This is a genomic window from Sandarakinorhabdus glacialis, from assembly GCF_014643455.1.
Taxonomy (GTDB): domain Bacteria; phylum Pseudomonadota; class Alphaproteobacteria; order Sphingomonadales; family Sphingomonadaceae; genus Sandarakinorhabdus; species Sandarakinorhabdus glacialis.
Map to the genome: position 1 here is coordinate 120,936 of NZ_BMJM01000006.1, position 17,848 is coordinate 138,783.

The window sequence follows — 17,848 nt, forward strand, 5'->3', positions numbered from 1 at the left end:
AAGCTCCCCAATCGTCTCAGCCCCTGATCCGCGTCCACACCTGGTTACGGCAGATCACCTGCGCCGCACAGCCTTCGACCCGGATGCTGTTGCCATCCTCGAGCAATCGCGCCGTCCCCGTCACCCGCCGGTTCATGTCGGGCACGAACACCCGCCCCCGCCACTCGCGCGGCCCACGCGCCGTGAATTCCTCGAACAATTGCGTACCGACCAGCGGATCGGTGCCGCCCCGCCGCGCATCGCCCCGCGCCTTTTCATCGGCATATACGATCGTGCCGCAGACCAGCTTGCCGCACCTTGCCGCCCGGATATGCACCGATCCCGACGGGTTCTGCCACGTCCCCAGATACGCGCCATCGGGCAATCTCGCCACCGCCGCCGCCGGATCGGGGCTGTTCGCCGGGCTGTTTGCGGGGCTCTGGGCCATCGCCGAACCCGCCAGCAACCCCAGCGCGATAATCCCCAGTCGCATCTTCATCCCAACCCCCATATCGACCCTAGCGCCGCCGCACCCCCACCGTCAGCCGCGCCAACGGATGACTTGCCCCGGCATTCGGCACCCAGCCATCGACGTTACGCCCCACCAGCGTCCATTGCACCGGCGTTATCAGCGGGATCATCGGCGGCGCCGTCATCATCCGCGCCTCGACCGCCGCCAGCATCGGCGCGCGCCCCGCTGCCGGTGCCCTGCGGGCGGCTGCCAGCATCGTATCGGCTTCCGGGTTGCAATAGGCGCCCGCCCCGCACCGCCACCGCATCAGCAACGCCGCGCTGTCGGGCACCGGCACGCTCGCCTCGGTCACCGCCAGGTCGAAATCGCCCCGCGCCAGCAGCTTGTCGCGCTCCACCGCGCTCACCTCGGTCACCGCCAGCAACACCCCGACCTGCGCCCAGTCGTCGGCAACCCGCTCGGCGATACTGCGATGCTCGCGCCCCGGCGGTAGCAACAGCACCAGCCGCAGCGGCTGGTCCAATGTCCACCCCGCGCCCGCCAGCAGCCGCCGCGCCTCTGCCACCCGCGCCGCCGCACCCAGCCGGCGCCAGTCGCCTTCCTCCAGCACCGCACCACCCGCCAGCAGCGGCGGCAACAGCCCGTCGGCAGCGACGATCGCCCCGATGCCCATCGCCGCCGCCAGCCGCCCCCGGTCGACCGCCATCGCCAGCGCCCGCCGTATCGCCGGATCCGCCACCGGCCCGCGCAAGCCATTGGCGACATAGCCATAAATGCCCCACAGCGGATCGACTTGCAGCATTTCGGGCCGCACCGAGGCCCGCACCTCGCCCAGCCCCGCCAGCCCGTCGCCGAACACCAGATTGGCTTCGCCCCGCATGAACCCGGCGATCGCCGCGCGCAGATCCGGGCTCGTCGCCACGCTGATCTGCGCCGGCCGCGCCGCCGGGCTCGCCGCCATGCTCTTGCGCTGCAAAACCCGCCGCTCGGCGGTCCCACCGACGCGATACCGGGCCAGCGACACGTCCGCCTTGTCCGAAACCAGCCCCAGCGCCGGCTCCGCCAGCCACCCGAGCAACAGCGGCGACGGGCTCTCCAGCCGCAACTCCACCACCCGTGCGATCGGCGCCGACACCCCCAGCTTGCTCGCCGGCGCGCGCTTCGCCGTCACCGCTTCGGACCCTACAATGCCCGCCATCACAAGCACCGGGTCGCGCCGACTACCAGCGCGGCGAAAGGCTGCCACCACGTCGCGCGCCACCAGCGTCTCGCCATTGCTCCACTGCGCCGGCCGCAACCGCAGTATAAGACTGCGCCCGTCATCGACGAACCGCCAGCTCGATGCCAGCCCCGCCACCGTCTGCCCGGCCTCGTCACGCGCCACCAGCCCCGGCTGCACCGCCTCTGCCACCAGCCGCTGCGCCAGTCCCTCCGGCTGCTCGGAATCGCCGATCACCACCACCGACAGCTTCGCCCCCTCGGGCGCGTCCGGAGAGCAGGCCGCCGCCGCCAGCGCCAACAGGCACACCAGGTTTCGCCATATCACCGCCAACCTCTAACCCGGCTTCCCCTCCACAAACCAGAGCTTCCTTGCCCACGCCCCCGCACATCGGTAAGTCCGCCCCATGGCAATCGCCCCCGACATCATCGCCCTGATCGGCAACACGCCCCTGGTAAAGCTGCGCGGCCCCAGCGCCGAAACCGGCTGCACCATCCTCGGCAAGGCCGAATTCCTCAATCCCGGCGGCAGCGTCAAGGATCGCGCCGCGCTGTTCATCATCGACGATGCGGAGGCGCAAGGCTTGCTCAAGCCCGGCGGCACCATCGTCGAGGGCACCGCCGGCAACACCGGCATCGGCCTCGCCGTCGTCGGCGCCGCGCGCGGCTACAAGACCATCATCGTCATGCCCGACACCCAAAGCCGCGAAAAACAGGACACATTGCGCGCGCTCGGCGCCGAACTCGTCCTCGTCCCCGCCGCGCCCTATTCGAATCCCTGCCACTATGTCCATAATTCGCGCCGCATCGCCGGCGAGACTCCCGGCGCCGTCTGGGCCAACCAGTTCGACAACATCGCCAACCGCCGCGCCCATATCCAGACGACGGCACCCGAAATCTGGGCGCAAACGGACGGCAAGGTCACCGGCTTCACCTGCGCCGTCGGCACCGGCGGCACGCTGGCCGGCGTCGCCATGGGCCTTCGCGCCGAAAACCCCGCCATCCGCATCGCGCTCAGCGACCCCGAAGGCGCCGCGCTCTACAACTGGTTCGCGCACGGCGAGCTCAGCAGCGAGGGATCGAGCGTCTCCGAAGGCATCGGCCAAAGCCGAATCACCGCCAACCTCGAAGGCCTCGCTGTCGATGCGCAGTTCCGCATTCCGGACACCGAAGGGCTCGGCTGGGTCCGCCGGCTCAATGCCGAGGAGGGCCTGTGCCTTGGCCTGTCGTCGGGAATAAATGTCGCAGGTGCCGTCCGCCTGGCCCGTGAAATGGGCCCTGGCAACACCATCGTCACCATCCTCTGCGACAGCGGCCTGCGTTATCTTTCAACGATTTACAACGACGACTGGCTTGCCGCCAAGGGCCTCTGACCGGGTAAAATGACACCGGCTGCGCAACTATGTCGACACGGACGCTGTTAACGATTATATCGTTCCCCTTACGCGCAAACGTCACGCGCCGTGTGTAGCCCAGTGTCCCGGGCCGCATCGGCGCACCACCCCGGCAACGACCGGCGGCGGAACAACGGAAAAGCGAGGGTCAATGTTATTGCTGAGACAGACGTTCGGCAAACAGGATGACGGCACGGCTGCGGAAGCGTCCCGCTGCGAGGGCCTTCTGCGCCAGTCCGCGGCGCATCGCATCCGGCTCGGTCTGACCGGGCTCGCGGCAATCTTCCTGGTTGTCATGATCGCCGCTGCCGGCTTGCGTCCGACCGCATCGGTCGCCGCCACCGGCCCCCAGGCCGAACCGCTCGCCGTTCTCGGCGTCGCGCCCGGCGCGCCCGCCAGCATGGCGGTATCGAGCAGCCAGCCCCGGCCAGCCGAGCTGCCACGCCAGCGCGCCCGCATCTAGGCGCGTGCTCTTACCGGAGCGCAACTCCGAGTCATTTTTTAACGAATCGCAAATCGCGCCCGGCAATCAGCGCCGCGCGCGGCAGCTCGATTCGGCTGATATGCCCGAACTGGTTCTTTCTCCAGCGCCCTGCCAAATTTGGCCCAACCCCCGCAACGCATTAACCTTTGTTTGATTTGGCAACCCAGGCAGGCCCGATCCATCGCCTTCCAGGCCCTCGAAACAGCAAATATCCCGTCCGCCACGCAAGTTCATCACAGACTTATCCACAGGCAAGTAACAATAGAACAAGCCAAGAACACATTAAGTTGTCCGGTTGTTTTACCATGGATATCCCCATGAATTGGACCCTTCGACCATGATTACCCATTGAGGCCCATGATATCCCATGGTAGATACTGTCCACAACATGGGCGGTAACGTCGCTGCATGGTCAGGTCGAAGCGTCCATCCGGATTAGCCGGTAACGTTGCAGCCAGGCCACCGCCCGCGTTGAGGGGACAGCACGGGTGGCCGACGATTTTTTCCATGGCTATGCGCTGAATGCGGTCGACGCCAAGAGCCGGCTGTCGATCCCCGCCGAATTTCGCGATGCCATCATGGCCCGCTCGGGCACCAAGGACGTCTTCATCGGCCCGGCGCCCGGCATCGATTGCCTGCTCGGCTATGACAAGTCGCACGCCGCCAAGCTCCAAGCCCGCCTCGATCGCCTCGATCATGACGAGGACACCGCCGAAGGCGCCTTCAAGTCGACCTTCCTGTTCGGCTCGGCGACGCCGCTCAAAATCGACGAAGCCGGCCGCATCGTGCTCACCGCCGGCTTGCGCGATCTCGGCGACATCACCTCGCACGTCTGGTTCGTCGCCGGCGGCAACTGGTTCCAGATGTGGAACCCCTACCGCTACCTCGAACAGACCGGCATCGACGCCCGCATGTTCCGCATCCTGCGCCGCGAAATGGAAGCCAAGGGTCTTCCTGTCACGGAGGCAGCACGATGAACGCCGCCCCGCATAACCCCGTCCTTCTCGCCGAAGTCCTCGCCGCGCTGCGTCTCGCGCCCGGCGACATCTACGTCGACGCCACGCTGGGGGCAGGGGGCTATCTCCGCGCCGCCCGCACCGCAGCGCGGCTCGGCCACGCCTATGGCTTCGACCGCGACGGCACCGCCATCGCGCTCAATTCCGACATCGCCGGCGCCGACGACGTCACCCTGATTGCCCGGCCCTTCGCCGAAATGGAGGCCGGGCTCGCCGATCACGACTGCAGCCCAGTACTCGGCGGCGTCGATGCCATCGCCTTCGACATCGGCGTCTCCTCGATGCAGATCGACCAGCCCGAGCGCGGCTTTTCCTTTCAGTCCGACGGCCCGCTCGACATGCGAATGGGCCAGGACGGCATGACCGCCGCCGATTTCATCAATTCGGCATCGGAAGCTGAAATCGCCGACGTGCTGTTCCAGCTCGGCGACGAGCCCGGCGCGCGCCGCATCGCCCGCGCCATCGTCAACGACCGCCCGCTGACCCGCACTTCGGAACTGGCCCGCCTCGTCCGCTCGGTGCTCGGCCACCAGCCCGCCAAGAAAAGCGACCCCGCCACCCGCAGCTTCCAGGCGCTGCGCATCCACGTCAACGACGAACTCGGCCAGCTCGATGCCGGGCTCGAAGCCGCCGAACGCCTGCTGCGTCCCGGCGGGCGTCTCGCCGTGGTCAGCTTCCATTCGGCCGAGGACCGCCGGGTCAAGACCTTCCTGCGCGACCGTGCCGGCGGTGCCCCTGCCGGCTCGCGCCACATGCCCGCCATCGCCCGCCCGCGCGATCCCAGCTTCGAACGCCCGGCGCGCGCCATCCGCGCCTCCGAAGCCGAGATCGCCGCCAACCCGCGCGCCCGCTCGGCAACGCTGCGCGCCGCTGTCCGCACCGCCGCAACGGCATGGGCAGCAACCCCCTCCTTTTCCACCGCCCCCTCCTTTTCCACCACGAGGTCCGCATGAGGAACTATTCCAGCTCGGCGCTGATGCTGTTCGTCACCATGGCGGCGGTCATCGGCAGCTATACCGTCAACCTCAAGGTGTCGGGCGAACGCGCCGCCGTCCGCAAGCTCGAGCGCCAGCTCGTCGCCGACGCCCATGACATGCGGATGCTCGAGGTCGAGCTCCGCACCCGCGCCCGCCTGCCCGAAATGCAGCGCTGGAACGACAGCGTCCTGCAGATGTCGGCCCCCGCCGCCGGCCAGTATCTCAATTCCGCCGTCCAGCTCGTCGCCTATGCCGCTGTCCCGGCCGGCGAAGCTGCCGCACTGCCCGGCGCGATTGTCGCTGCCAATCCCGCCGTGCGTTTCGCCGTCGCCGGCGACGCTGCCCAGCCGGCCCCCGCCGCCGCCCGTATCGTGCAGGTAACCTACAGCGAGCCGGCACGAGCCCTGGTTCGCGCCGCCCAGCCGGTGGAGCATATCGTGCGCGCCGCCCGGCCGGAGCGGGCCATTTCCGCACCCCCGGCGCCGATGACCGCCCGCATTATCCGCGCCGGTTATTCGCCTGGCGCAATGTCCTCGTCGTCCGGGGCGTCGCAGCGCCGCATTGTCGACGCCATCCGCCGTCCCGCGCCGCAAGTCGCGATGCGGTCGATCGTCGACACCCTCGTCATCCCGGTCGGCGTGCCGTCATCCGGCGCCGCGCCGATCGACCTTCTGCCCGAAGGCGGACAGTAAAACACAAAAATGGCAGGGCCGCTGATCCTTCCCACCGCCGCCGCCGCTGCCGCGGCGCGTCCGTCGGCAACCGTGGTAAACCGGCCGCCGGCCCTTGAAGGCCAGCGCCTGACCGCGCAAAGTGTCGCGCGCCAACGCCTCGTCGTCCTGTTGCTGCTGTTCCTCGCCGTGCCGCCGCTGCTGGCGCTGCGGCTGACCGATCTGGCGATTTTCGAAGCCCGGCCCGAAGCCAGCCGCACCGTCACCGGTTCAGCGCCGCCGCGCGCCGACATCGTCGATCGCAACGGCGTCGAACTCGCCCGAACCATCGAGGCCTATGCGGTCTCGGTCGAACCGCGCAAGCTTGCCTCCAATCCCGCCGTCCTGGCGCACCGCATCGCCGCCGTGCTGCCCGAAACGACCGAGGCCGAAATCCTCGCCGAACTGACCCACAAGGGCCAGTTCCGCTACATCTCGCGCCGCGTGCTGCCGTCCGAAGCGAAACGCATCAACGATATCGGCGAACCCGCCATCTACCTGCGCCGCGAAGCCGAACGACTTTATCCCAATATCAGCCTCGCCGCTCACGCCATCGGCTATGCCGACGACAAGGGCATCGGCAAGGTCGGCATGGAAAAGGCCTTCGACACCCGCCTCGGCGGCAAGGACACCCGCGAGCAGCCGCTGCAACTGGCGCTCGATGTCCGCGTCCAGCAGGCACTCGAACATGAATTGCGGGCGCTTTATCTCGATCAGAGCGCCAAGGGCGCCGCGGGTGTTGTCCTCGACGTCGACACCGGCGAAATCGTCGCGATGACGTCGCTGCCCGATTTCAACCCCAACCGTCCGGGCCAATCCGACGACGACAGCCGCTACAACAAGGTCACGTTCGCCGGCTACGAGCTGGGCAGCACCTTCAAGGCGCTGACCATCGCCAGCGCGCTCAACGCCGGCACCATCAAGTCGATGCAGCAGAAATACGACGCCACCCGGCCGATCTACATGGGCGGTTTCCGGATCCGCGACGACCATGCCAAGAATCGCTGGCTGACCGTGCCCGAGATCTTCATCCACTCGTCGAACATCGGCACGGCGCGCATCGCCATGGAGGCCGGCCGCGACACCCAGCGCGCCATGCTCGAATCGCTGGGCTTCTTCAAGCAGGTCGAAGTCGAGCTGCCCGAACGTGCCCGCCCGCAATACCCGCCGCTGTCGAACTGGGGCGACCTCGCCACCATGACCATCGCCTATGGCCATGGCATCACCGTCACGCCGCTCCACCTTGCCAACGCCTATGCCACCGTCGTCAACGGCGGCATCTACCGCGCCCCGACACTGCTCAAGCGCGCCCCCGGCGACGTGCCCGAAGGCCGGCGCGTGTTCACCTCGGCAACGTCGGACACGATGCGCGCGCTGCTCCGCCTCGTCGTCACCAACGGCACCGGCCGCAAGGCGAATGCGCCGGGCTACCGCGTCGGCGGCAAGACCGGCACCGCCGAAAAGATCGCCAACGGCCGCTACGTCCGCGGCGCCAACGTCTCGACCTTCGCCGCTGCCTTCCCGATGGACAAGCCGCGCTACGTCATCGTCGCCATGGTCGACGATCCGCGCGGCTCCAAATCGACCTATGGTTTCAAGACCGCCGGCATGGTCGTCGCCCCCGCCATTTCCCGCCTCGTGCAGCGCATCGGACCGATACTCGGCGTGCAGCCCGATGCGTCGAAGGACATCGACGTCGCCAGCCTGCTGGCGAACGCCAACGACGCTCCGACGGAATAGCGGCGTGCGCCTGGGGGACCTTGTGGACGGCGGAAGCGCCGAAACCGTGACCGGATTCGCACTCGATCACCGCAAGGTCGCCCCCGGCACGATCTTCGGCGCCTTCCGCGGCGCCCGCGTCAACGGCGAGGACTATATCCCGCAAGCCATCGCTAACGGCGCGATCGCAATCGTCACCCGCGCCGGCGTCCCCGTGACGGGCGCGCAGGCGATCACCGCCGACGAACCCCGCGCCGTCTTCGCCCACCTCGCCGCCCGCTATTTCGCGCCGTTCCCATCGACCGTCGTCGCCATTACCGGCACCAACGGCAAGACTTCGACCGCGGAACTGACCCGGCAGCTCTGGCACCAGGCCGGCCACGTCGCCGCCAGCATCGGCACGCTCGGCGTCACCACCGCCCACGATCAGGTCAGCACGGGCCTTACCACCCCCGACGTCGTCACCTTCCTCGCCAACATGGCCGGGCTGCAGCGCGAGGGCGTCACCCACGCCAGTTTCGAAGCCAGCAGCCACGGTCTCGACCAATTCCGCACCGAGGGCCTGCCCGTCGCCGCCGCCGCCTTCACCAACCTGTCCCGCGACCACCTCGATTACCACAGCACGATGGAGGCCTATTTCGCCGCCAAGCTGCGCCTGTTCACCGAAGTCGTCGACCCGGCCGGAACCGCGGTAATCTGGGCCGACGACGAATGGTCGGACCTGGTCATCGCCGCCTGCCAGGAACGCCATCTCCGCACATATACCGTCGGCACCCGCGGCGAGGGTTTGAAACTCCTCTCGCGCACCCCCACCATGCTCGGCCAGACCCTGCGCCTGACCGCCGGCGGGTCCGAAATCACCGTGAATCTCCCGCTCATCGGCGCCTATCAAGCCGCCAACGCGCTTTTGGCGGCCGGCCTCGTCATCGCCGTCGGCGGCGACGTCGCCACCACGATTTCGAACCTGTCCCGCCTGCAACCCGTCCGCGGCCGCCTCGAACGCGCTGTAATCGCTCGCTCCGGCGCCGCCGTCTATGTCGACTACGCCCACACCCCCGACGCCCTCGAGGCCGCTGCCGCCGCCCTCCGCCCCCACACAAAGGGCCGCCTCATCCTGGTCTTCGGCGCCGGCGGCGACCGCGACCAGGGCAAGCGCCCCCTGATGGGCCAAGCCGCTGCAAACATTGCGGATTACGTCATCGTCACCGACGACAACCCGCGCTCCGAAGACCCCGCCACCATCCGCGCCGCCATCGCATCCCCCGGCGCCACCGAAATCGCCGACCGCCGCCAGGCCATCGCCGCCGCCATCGCCGCCAGCGGTCCCCAAGACATTGTTCTGATTGCCGGAAAGGGCCATGAACAAGGCCAGATCGTCGGCGACCAGGTCCTGCCTTTCGACGACGTCCAGGTCGCCCGCGAGTCCGCGCAATGACTCCGCTATGGACCGCCGCCGAAATCGCAACCGCCTGTAACGGCACGCAGAATGGCGACTTCAGCGTCGCCAACGTAACCTTCGACAGCCGCGAAGTCATCGGCGGCGAACTCTTCATCGCCCTCAAAGGCGAGGCCATGGACGGCCACCGCTTCCTCCCCCAGGCTATCGAACGCGGCGCCGCCGGGCTGCTCGTCTCGCAACCCACTGAAATCCCGCACGTCCTCGTCGCCGACACCACCGCCGCCCTGACCGCCCTCGCCATGGCCGCCCGCGACCGCGCCCCCGCGCTCCGCATCGGCGTCACCGGCTCGGTCGGAAAAACCGGCGTAAAAGAAGCCCTTCGCCTCGCCCTGACGCGCTTCGCCCCCGACGCCGTCCATGCGTCGGTAAAAAGCTACAACAACCACACCGGCGTCCCCCTCAGCCTCGCCCGCATGCCCCGCGAAACCCGCTTCGGCGTGTTCGAGATGGGCATGAACCACAGCGGTGAGCTCAACGCCCTGACATCGTTCGTCAAACCCGACATCGCCATCGTCACCTGGGTCGCCTCCGCCCACCGCGAATTCTTCGCCGCCGAAACCGACATCGCCGACGCCAAGGGCGAGATCTTCGCCGGCCTTCAAACCGGCGGCACCGCGATCATCCCCCACGACAGCCGGCACCGCGACCGCCTCCTGTCGCACGCGAAAAACGCCAGTAACATCATCACCTTCGGCCTCGAACCCGGCGCCGATGTCCACGCCGAAACCTTCGTCCTCCATCCCGATTGCTCGTGCGTCACCGCCCGCATCGGCGACCACCGCCTGACCTTCAAGATCGGCATGGCGGGCCGCCACTGGGTCAACAACGCCCTCGCCGTCCTCGCCGCCGTCCACGCCGCCGGCGCCGACCTTGCCCTCGCCGGTCTCGCCCTCGCCGAACTCTCCGACCTCCCCGGTCGCGGGCAACGGTTGCGCGTCGAAGCCGGCAAGGGCCACGCCATCGTCATCGACGAAAGCTACAACGCCAACCCCGCCTCGATGGCCGCCGCGCTCGCCGTCCTCGGTGAAATCGCCCCGGCAGGGCAGGGGCGCCGCGTCGCCATGCTCGGCGCCATGCGCGAACTGGGCAGGCTTTCGGACCAGTTCCACGCCGAACTGGCACCACATATAGTGGCCGCCGGCATCGAAAGCATAATTCTTGTGGGTAACGAGATGAAACCGCTGGCGGCGGCCCTGTCGCGGCGGCTAGATGTCCGCCACGTCGCAGACGCGCCTGCCGCCGAGTCCGAGATCGCTCGATTGCTCGCTCCGAACGATGTCTTGCTGGTCAAGGGCTCGAACAGCCTGCGGCTCGGCGATGTTGTATCGGCGCTACGCGGCGGGGAGGGCTCGAGTTGATCAACGCTTTGGCCAATCTGGCCGGTTTCGAAGGCATTTTCAATGTCTTCCGCTACATCACCTTCCGCTCGATGGGCGCATTGGTAACCGCGCTGATCATCGCCTTGCTCATCGGGCCACGCTTCATCGGCTTCCTTCGCTCGCGCCAGGGCAAGGGCCAGCCGATCCGCGAGGACGGCCCCGCCTCGCACCTGCTCACCAAAAAGGGCACCCCGACAATGGGTGGCCTGATGATCCTGATCGCGCTGACGATTTCAACGCTGATCTGGATGGACATGGGCAACGGCTTCGTCTGGGCCAGCCTGTTCGTGACGCTGGGTTTCGGCGCGATCGGCTTCATGGACGACTATGACAAGGTCACCAAAAGCAGCCACAAGGGCGTCTCCGGCCGCACCCGCCTGCTCATCGAGTTCCTCATCGCCGGCCTCGCCTGCACCTGGATCGCCAGCCAGACCGGCACCCTCCTGTATTTCCCCTTCCTCAAGGACGTCGGCGTCGATCTCGGCTATGTCTATATCCTGTTCGCCGCCTTCATCATCACCGGCTTCGGCAACGCGGTAAACCTCACCGACGGCCTCGACGGCCTCGCTTCGATGCCCGTCGCCATCGCCGCCGCCTCGTTCGCCGTCATCGCCTATCTCGTTGGCAACATTCGCTTTGCCGATTACCTCGGCGTCCACCACGTCCCCGGTTCGGGCGAACTCGCGGTCTTCGCCTCTGCCCTCATCGGCGCCTGCCTCGGCTTCCTCTGGTACAACGCCCCGCCCGCTGCGGTGTTCATGGGCGACACCGGCAGCCTGGCGCTCGGCGGCGCCCTCGGCAGCATCGCCGTCATCACCAACCACGAGATCGTGCTCCTCGTGGTCGGCGGGCTATTCGTGCTCGAAACCGTCAGCGTCATCGTCCAGGTCGCAAGCTTCAAGACGACGGGCAAACGCGTCTTCCGAATGGCCCCCCTCCACCATCATTTCGAGCAAAAAGGCTGGGCCGAATCCACCGTCGTCATCCGCTTCTGGATCGTCTCCATCGTCCTGGCCCTGGCCGGCCTAGCCACCCTAAAACTGAGATGAGCACAACCCCCTTTTCCTCCCCCTCAAGGGGGGAGGCGAGAGGCGCCGCTCTTGCGGTGCCCCGGGTGGGGGTGTCTCCCTGCGCCAAAAACAGCGCCCAAAAATGATCACCTCCCCCACCTTCGCCAACAAAACCTACGGCGTCTTCGGCCTCGCCCGCAGCGGCAAAGCCACAGTCGCAGCCCTGACCACATCCGGCGCCGCCACCCTCAACTGGGACGACAGCGAACCCGCGCGCACCGCCTTCACCGGCCCCGTCACCAACCTCCACCAGACGGACCTCACCACCCTCGACGCCATAATCGTCTCCCCCGGCGTCCCCCATTCCGCGCCGCTGTTCGTCGCCGCCGTCGCCGCCAACATCCCGGTAATCGGCGACATCGAACTCTTCGCCCAGGCCCGCCCCAGCCTCCCATCCCACAAGGTGGTCGGCATCACCGGCACCAACGGCAAATCGACCACCACCGCCCTCATCCACCACATCCTCATCCACGCCGGCCGCCCCGCCACCATGGCCGGCAACATCGGCCTCCCCATCCTCTCGCAGGACCCCCTCCCCGAAAACGGCGTCTATGTCCTCGAGCTCAGCAGCTACCAGCTCGACCTGACCTTCAGCCTCGATTGCGACATCGCCATCCTGCTCAACATCACCCCCGACCATCTCGAGCGCCACGGCACCGTCGAAGCCTATGCCGCTGCAAAAGCGCGGCTCTTCGCCATGCAGTCGTCCGGCCAGATCGCCATCATCGGCACCGCCGCCCAGACCGAATTCGCCATGGTCACCGACCCCCAGCTCATCGAGGACACCGACGCCGGCGACCAGTCCGCCTGGCCCGCCCTCCAGGGCCCCCACAACCTCCAGAACGCCCGCGCCGCCGTCGCCGCCTGCGCCGCGCTCGGCCTCACCCCCGCAGAAATCGCCACAGGCCTCGCCACCTACGCGGGCCTCCCGCACCGCATGGAGCGCATCGCCGAAAAATCCGGCGTGCTCTGGGTCAACGATTCCAAGGCCACCAACCCCGACAGCAGCGCCCCCGCGCTCGCCGCCTTCCCGCGCACCCACTGGATCGCCGGTGGCCGCGCAAAGGGCGACGACCTGTCCGCGGTGCTGCCCTATCTTTCCGGCGTCCGCGCCGCCTACCTCATCGGCGAGGCCGCCCCCATCTTCGCCCCCATCCTCGCGCCCCATATTCCCGTCACCCAATCCGGCACCCTCCAACAGGCCGTCGCCGCCGCCGCCGCCGCTGCCATCCCGGGCGACACCGTGCTCCTTTCCCCCGCCTGCGCCAGCTTCGATCAGTTCCGTGATTTCGAAGCCCGCGGCGACGCATTCCGTACCCTTGTCGAGGCGCTGGCATGACCGACACCATCCGCGCCCGCCCCTGGGTTTCCGCCACCAGCGCGCCGTTCTCGCGCGGCGACAAATCGTGGCTCGGCCGCTGGTTCTGGACCATCGACAAGCTGCTGCTGACCTTCGTCTTCGCGCTCATCGGTTGCGGCATCATCGCCGTCGCCGCCGCATCCCCCGCCGCGGCCCAGCGGCTGTCGGGCGCCGCCTTCAAATACGGCGACCTGTATTTCCTCAAGCGCCAGGTCTTCTGGGTCGCCATCGGCCTGCCGGTGATGTTCGGCGTCTCGATGCTGCCGGTGTCCTGGGCCAAGCGCGCCGCCCTGATCGGCACCGCGGTCTTCCTCGCCGCGCTCATCCTCGTGCCCTCCTTCGGTGCCGCCAAGAATGGCGCCGAGCGCTGGCTGTCGATCGCCGGCTTCGAGGTCCAGCCTTCGGAATTCCTCAAACCGATGTTCGTCGTCACCACCGCCTGGCTGCTGGCGCTGCGTTTCGAGGACCGCAGCCTGCCGACGATGCAGCTCAGCTTCGGCGTGCTGGTCCTGATCGCCTTCCTGCTCGTCAAGCAACCCGATTTCGGCCAGACCGCGCTCATCATGACGGTCTGGCTCGTCCAGGCCGTCCTCGCCGGCATGTCGCTGTGGATGCTCGGTATTCTCGCCGGCATCGCGACTTTGGGCCTCGGCCTCGCCTATCTCACCGTCGATCACGTCAGCCAGCGCATCGACAAGTTCCTGACCGGCGGCGGCGACACCTACCAGATCGACAAGGCGCTCGACTGTTTCCGCGCCGGCGGCCTCTTCGGCGTCGGCCCCGGCGAAGGCCAGATGAAATTCCGCCTGCCGGAACCGCACACCGACTATATCTTCTCGGTCATCGGCGAGGAATTCGGCATGATCGCCTGCCTTGTCATCGCCGGGCTGTATATCGCCATCGTCGTCCGCGTCTTCCTGATGATGCTCGATGAAGACGACCCCTTCATCATGCTCGCCAGCGTCGGCCTCGCCACCCAGTTCGGCCTCCAGGCGACGATCAACATGGCGGTCAATATCAAGCTGTTGCCCTCCAAAGGCATGACCCTGCCGTTCATCAGCCACGGCGGTTCGTCGTTCCTCGCGCTGTGCCTCGGCATGGGGCTGCTGCTGTCGCTGACCCGGCGCAATCCGTTCCTCAAGGCCTCGCCCTACGTCGAACGCTGGCGCGCCGGATGACGGCAAATCGGCCTTATATCCTCGCGGCAGGCGGCACCGGCGGCCACATGGTCCCGGCGCACGTCCTCGCGCTCGAGCTCAAGGCGCGCGGCCACGCTGTCCACCTCGTCACCGACACCCGCGGGCTGCGTTTTCCCGGCCTGTTCGAAGGCGTCCCGCGCACCGTCGTCGACAGCGGTTCTCCCGGCCGCTCCGGCTGGAAATCCGCGCCCGGCGTCGCGCTCAGCATCTGGCGCGGGCGCTCGGCAGCGCGGAAACTGTTCCGTGATCTCAAACCCCGCGCCGTCATCGGCTTCGGCGGCTATCCGGCGCTGCCCTCGCTGCTCGCCGCCGTGTCATTGAAGCTGCCGACGCTCATCCACGAACAGAACGCCGTCCTCGGCCGGGTCAACCGCTTCCTCGCGCCGCGCGTCCGCGCCATCGGCACCAGCTACGCCAGCGTCCGCCGTTTGATCCCCGGCTGGGCTGCAAAGACCACCCTGACCGGCAACCCGGTCCGCGCCGAAATCATCGCCGCTCGCGCTATCGCCTTCGACGCCGACGCCCCGCGCCTGCTCCTGCTCGTCACCGGCGGCAGCCAGGGCGCCGCCATCCTCAACACGGTCGTTCCCGCCGCCGTGGCGCTGCTCCCCGAAACCCTGCGCGCCCGGCTCTCGGTCGTCCACCAGGGCCGCGACGAGGATGCCGCGCACATCGGCGAGACCTACCGCGCTGCCGGAGTCGCCGCCCAGACCCAGGCCTATTTCACCGATCTCCCCGCCCAGATCGCCGCCGCACACATCGTCGTCGCCCGCTCCGGCGCCTCGACCGTCGCGGAGCTCGCCGTCGCCGGCCGCCCGGCGATTCTGGTGCCGCTGCCGATCGCGACCGACGACCACCAGACCGATAATGCGCAAGGTTTGGCGGCCGCTGGCGGTGCTATCGTCATCCCGCAACCACGATTTAACGCAGAGGTCGTCGCACAGGCCTTGACCGCGTGGCTATCCGACCCGAAAGCGCTCGCAGCAGCGGCGGCAGGCGCCCGCAGCGCCGGCCACCCCGACGCAGCAGCCCGCCTCGCCGACCTCGTAATCTCGACCGGATACCCCTCATGAGTCCCGCCACCCGCACGTCCGGTTTCCGCACCGATATCGGCGTCATCCACTTCATCGGCATCGGCGGCATCGGCATGTCGGGCATCGCCGAAGTCATGGCCAACCTCGGATTCACCGTCCAGGGCAGCGACAGCGCCGAGGGCTATGTCATTGCCGGCCTTCGCGAAAAAGGCATCAAGGTCTTCATCGGCCAGGATGCGGCGAACGTCGCCGATGCCGCCGTCGTCGTCACCTCGACCGCCATCAAGCGCGACAATCCCGAAGTCGTCGCCGCCAAGGCCAAGCGCATCCCCATCGTCCGCCGCGCCGAAATGCTCGCCGAGCTGATGCGTCTCAAGTCCTGCGTCGCCGTCGCCGGCACCCACGGCAAGACCACCACCACCTCGATGGTCGCCGCATTGCTCGACGCCGGCGGGCTCGACCCGACGGTCATCAACGGCGGCATCATCAACACCTATGGCTCGAACGCCCGGCTCGGCGAAGGCGAATGGATGGTCGTCGAGGCCGACGAATCGGACGGCAGCTTCCTGCGCCTCGGCGGCACCATCGGCATCGTCACCAACATCGACCCCGAGCATCTCGATCACTGGGGCGACTTCGAAAAAGTCCGCGACGCCTTCGCCCAGTTCATCCACCACATCCCGTTCTACGGCGCCGGCGTGCTCTGCATCGACCACCCCGAAGTCCAGGCGCTGCTGCCCAAGGTCCAGGATCGCCGGATCATCACCTACGGCTTTTCGGCAACCGCCGACATCCGCGGCGAAAACGTGCGGCCCGTACCCGGCGGCAATAACTTTTCGGTCATCGTCCGCACCCGTGACGGCGAACGCACGATCGAAAACCTGACCCTGCCGATGCCCGGCCGCCACAACGTCCTCAACGCCCTTGCCGCCGTCGCCGTCGCCGTCGAACTCGGCATGGCCGACGACGAAATCCGCACCGGCTTCGCCCGCTTCGGCGGGGTAAAACGCCGCTTCACAAAAGTCGGCGAAGTCGACGGCATCACCATCATCGACGACTACGGCCACCATCCCGTCGAGATCAAAGCCGTCCTCGCCGCCGCCCGCGAAGGCATTGCCACGAGTTCTGGGGCCCGCGTCCTCGCCGTCGTCCAGCCCCACCGCTTCACCCGCCTCCGCGACCTGATGCCCGAGTTCCAGGCCGCCTTCAACGACGCCGACGCCGTCTATGTCGCGCCCGTCTACGCCGCCGGCGAATCCCCCATCCCCGGCACCGACGCCGAAGCCCTCGTCACCGGCCTCCGCAACGCCGGCCACCGCGTCGCCCAATCGGTCACCGGCCCCGAAGACCTCGCCCAGCAACTCGCCGCCGACGCAAAACCCGGCGACATGGTCGTCTGCCTCGGCGCCGGCGACATCACCAAATGGGCTGCCGGTTTGGCGGACGCGATCGCAAAGATCCGCGCCGAATGATGCCGGCTCACGCCTCGACACCTGCTGCACTTCCCCCCCTCGCCGGCAGCCTCGAAACAAACGCGTCCTACGCCGATTTCATCTGGTTCCGCACCGGCGGCGCCGCCCAATACCTCGCCCGCCCCAAAGACCCCGCCGACCTGGCCCAGTTCCTCGCCGCACTCCCCCCCAAAACCCCGGTTTTCCCCGTCGGCGTCGGCTCGAACCTCATCGTCCGCGACGGCGGCCTCCCCGGCGTCACCATCCGCCTCCCCAAATCCTTCGCCCGCGTCACCACTGAGGGCAACCTGATCCGCGCCGGCGCCGCCGCCATGGGCATCACCGTCGCCTCCGCCGCCCGCGACGCCTCGCTTTCCGGCCTCGAATTCCTGCGCGGCATCCCCGGCACCACCGGCGGCGCCGTCCGCATGAACGCCGGCGCCTATGGCCGGGACATCGCCGACATCCTCGTCGAAGCGACCGTCATCCGCCGCAACGGCACCACCGAAACCCTCCCCGCCGCGGCCTTCGGCTTCAGCTACCGCCACTCCGCGCTCCCCCAAGGCGACATCGTCATCGAAGCCGTCTTCCGTGCAACCCCCGGCGACAAGACCGTCATCACCGCCGAAATGGACCGCATCGCCGCCGAACGTGAAGCCTCGCAGCCGCTCCGCTCACGCACCGGCGGCTCGACCTTCAAGAACCCCCCCGGCCACAAGGCCTGGCAACTCGTCGACCAGGCCGGCTGCCGCGGCCTGACCATCGGCGGTGCCCAGGTCAGCGAAAAACACACCAACTTCCTCATCAACACCGGCACCGCCACCAGCGCCGACATCGAGGCGCTCGGCGACGAAGTCCGGTCCCGCGTCCTCGCCCACAGCGGCATTGCGCTCGAATGGGAGATCGAAAGGGTGGGCCACAAGTGAC

Annotated in this window: 16 protein-coding genes; 14 read left to right on the forward strand and 2 right to left on the reverse strand. The window is 68.0% G+C overall.

Annotation, left to right across the window (positions count from 1 at the left end; genetic code table 11):
* Positions 1 to 16 precede the first annotated feature (16 nt).
* The gene (locus IEW98_RS10080) at positions 17 to 478 is read right to left on the reverse strand and encodes a DUF2147 domain-containing protein (RefSeq protein WP_188762818.1); all 462 of its coding nucleotides are present in this window, start codon (positions 476 to 478) and stop codon (positions 17 to 19) included.
* A 19-nt stretch (positions 479 to 497) separates the two neighbouring features.
* Positions 498 to 1,997 (reverse strand): ABC transporter substrate-binding protein, encoded by a 1,500-nt coding sequence (locus tag IEW98_RS10085; protein ID WP_188762819.1) that lies wholly within the window; start codon positions 1,995 to 1,997, stop codon positions 498 to 500.
* Between the two features lie 79 nt (positions 1,998 to 2,076).
* On the opposite strand from IEW98_RS10085, the gene IEW98_RS10090 reads away from it, so the two are divergent.
* The 14 genes from IEW98_RS10090 (at position 2,077) to murB (ending at position 17,847) form a co-directional block, all read left to right on the forward strand.
* Positions 2,077 to 3,042 carry a cysteine synthase A gene (locus IEW98_RS10090; protein WP_188762820.1) on the forward strand — a complete coding sequence of 322 codons (966 nt, stop codon included), beginning with the start codon at positions 2,077 to 2,079 and terminating at the stop codon, positions 3,040 to 3,042.
* Between the two features lie 172 nt (positions 3,043 to 3,214).
* Positions 3,215 to 3,526: a hypothetical protein gene (locus IEW98_RS10095; RefSeq protein WP_188762821.1), complete on the forward strand. Its 312-nt coding sequence runs from the start codon at positions 3,215 to 3,217 to the stop codon at positions 3,524 to 3,526.
* 509 nt (positions 3,527 to 4,035) lie between these two features.
* Positions 4,036 to 4,524, forward strand: a complete 489-nt coding sequence (locus IEW98_RS10100) for a division/cell wall cluster transcriptional repressor MraZ (RefSeq protein WP_188762822.1) — start codon at positions 4,036 to 4,038, stop codon at positions 4,522 to 4,524.
* Entirely contained in the window at positions 4,521 to 5,516 is a 996-nt protein-coding gene (rsmH, locus tag IEW98_RS10105; RefSeq protein ID WP_188762823.1) for a 16S rRNA (cytosine(1402)-N(4))-methyltransferase RsmH, read from the forward strand. The genes IEW98_RS10100 and rsmH overlap by 4 nt, the downstream gene beginning before the upstream one ends.
* Complete coding sequence (locus IEW98_RS10110; protein WP_188762824.1) at positions 5,513 to 6,232, forward strand: hypothetical protein; 720 nt, start codon at positions 5,513 to 5,515, stop codon at positions 6,230 to 6,232. The genes rsmH and IEW98_RS10110 overlap by 4 nt, the downstream gene beginning before the upstream one ends.
* Positions 6,233 to 6,241: 9 nt before the next feature.
* Positions 6,242 to 7,990, forward strand: coding sequence for a peptidoglycan D,D-transpeptidase FtsI family protein (locus IEW98_RS10115; protein WP_188762825.1), 1,749 nt, complete (start codon positions 6,242 to 6,244; stop codon positions 7,988 to 7,990).
* Positions 7,991 to 7,994: 4 nt separating this feature from the next.
* Positions 7,995 to 9,404: a UDP-N-acetylmuramoyl-L-alanyl-D-glutamate--2,6-diaminopimelate ligase gene (locus IEW98_RS10120; protein WP_243450683.1), complete on the forward strand. Its 1,410-nt coding sequence runs from the start codon at positions 7,995 to 7,997 to the stop codon at positions 9,402 to 9,404.
* A complete protein-coding gene (locus IEW98_RS10125) occupies positions 9,401 to 10,786 on the forward strand; it encodes a UDP-N-acetylmuramoyl-tripeptide--D-alanyl-D-alanine ligase (protein ID WP_188762827.1) in 1,386 nt (461 codons plus the stop codon). Before IEW98_RS10120 ends, IEW98_RS10125 begins: the two co-directional genes overlap by 4 nt.
* A gap of 71 nt (positions 10,787 to 10,857) precedes the next feature.
* On the forward strand, positions 10,858 to 11,856 hold the full coding sequence (gene mraY, locus IEW98_RS10130; protein ID WP_243450695.1) for a phospho-N-acetylmuramoyl-pentapeptide-transferase: 999 nt from the start codon (positions 10,858 to 10,860) through the stop codon (positions 11,854 to 11,856).
* A 103-nt stretch (positions 11,857 to 11,959) separates the two neighbouring features.
* Complete coding sequence (gene murD, locus IEW98_RS10135; protein ID WP_188762829.1) at positions 11,960 to 13,216, forward strand: UDP-N-acetylmuramoyl-L-alanine--D-glutamate ligase; 1,257 nt, start codon at positions 11,960 to 11,962, stop codon at positions 13,214 to 13,216.
* A complete protein-coding gene (locus tag IEW98_RS10140; protein ID WP_188762830.1) occupies positions 13,213 to 14,415 on the forward strand; it encodes an FtsW/RodA/SpoVE family cell cycle protein in 1,203 nt (400 codons plus the stop codon). Before murD ends, IEW98_RS10140 begins: the two co-directional genes overlap by 4 nt.
* Positions 14,412 to 15,509, forward strand: coding sequence for an undecaprenyldiphospho-muramoylpentapeptide beta-N-acetylglucosaminyltransferase (gene murG / locus IEW98_RS10145; protein ID WP_188762831.1), 1,098 nt, complete (start codon positions 14,412 to 14,414; stop codon positions 15,507 to 15,509). The genes IEW98_RS10140 and murG overlap by 4 nt, the downstream gene beginning before the upstream one ends.
* Positions 15,506 to 16,942: a UDP-N-acetylmuramate--L-alanine ligase gene (gene murC / locus IEW98_RS10150; protein ID WP_188762832.1), complete on the forward strand. Its 1,437-nt coding sequence runs from the start codon at positions 15,506 to 15,508 to the stop codon at positions 16,940 to 16,942. Before murG ends, murC begins: the two co-directional genes overlap by 4 nt.
* Entirely contained in the window at positions 16,939 to 17,847 is a 909-nt protein-coding gene (murB, locus tag IEW98_RS10155) for a UDP-N-acetylmuramate dehydrogenase (RefSeq protein ID WP_243450684.1), read from the forward strand. Before murC ends, murB begins: the two co-directional genes overlap by 4 nt.
* The last annotated feature ends 1 nt before the right edge of the window (position 17,848 follow it).

What these genes read in the sequence shown, in the direction of transcription:
- IEW98_RS10080 (WP_188762818.1), bottom strand. Translation starts at nt 478, where the DNA reads ATGAAGATGCGACTGGGGATTATCGCGCTGGGGTTGCTGGCGGGTTCG.
- IEW98_RS10090 (WP_188762820.1), top strand. Translation starts at nt 2,077, where the DNA reads ATGGCAATCGCCCCCGACATCATCGCCCTGATCGGCAACACGCCCCTG.
- IEW98_RS10095 (WP_188762821.1), top strand. Translation starts at nt 3,215, where the DNA reads ATGTTATTGCTGAGACAGACGTTCGGCAAACAGGATGACGGCACGGCT.
- rsmH (WP_188762823.1), top strand. Translation starts at nt 4,521, where the DNA reads ATGAACGCCGCCCCGCATAACCCCGTCCTTCTCGCCGAAGTCCTCGCC.
- IEW98_RS10110 (WP_188762824.1), top strand. Translation starts at nt 5,513, where the DNA reads ATGAGGAACTATTCCAGCTCGGCGCTGATGCTGTTCGTCACCATGGCG.
- IEW98_RS10115 (WP_188762825.1), top strand. Translation starts at nt 6,242, where the DNA reads ATGGCAGGGCCGCTGATCCTTCCCACCGCCGCCGCCGCTGCCGCGGCG.
- IEW98_RS10125 (WP_188762827.1), top strand. Translation starts at nt 9,401, where the DNA reads ATGACTCCGCTATGGACCGCCGCCGAAATCGCAACCGCCTGTAACGGC.
- mraY (WP_243450695.1), top strand. Translation starts at nt 10,858, where the DNA reads ATGGGCGCATTGGTAACCGCGCTGATCATCGCCTTGCTCATCGGGCCA.
- murD (WP_188762829.1), top strand. Translation starts at nt 11,960, where the DNA reads ATGATCACCTCCCCCACCTTCGCCAACAAAACCTACGGCGTCTTCGGC.
- IEW98_RS10140 (WP_188762830.1), top strand. Translation starts at nt 13,213, where the DNA reads ATGACCGACACCATCCGCGCCCGCCCCTGGGTTTCCGCCACCAGCGCG.
- murG (WP_188762831.1), top strand. Translation starts at nt 14,412, where the DNA reads ATGACGGCAAATCGGCCTTATATCCTCGCGGCAGGCGGCACCGGCGGC.
- murC (WP_188762832.1), top strand. Translation starts at nt 15,506, where the DNA reads ATGAGTCCCGCCACCCGCACGTCCGGTTTCCGCACCGATATCGGCGTC.
- murB (WP_243450684.1), top strand. Translation starts at nt 16,939, where the DNA reads ATGATGCCGGCTCACGCCTCGACACCTGCTGCACTTCCCCCCCTCGCC.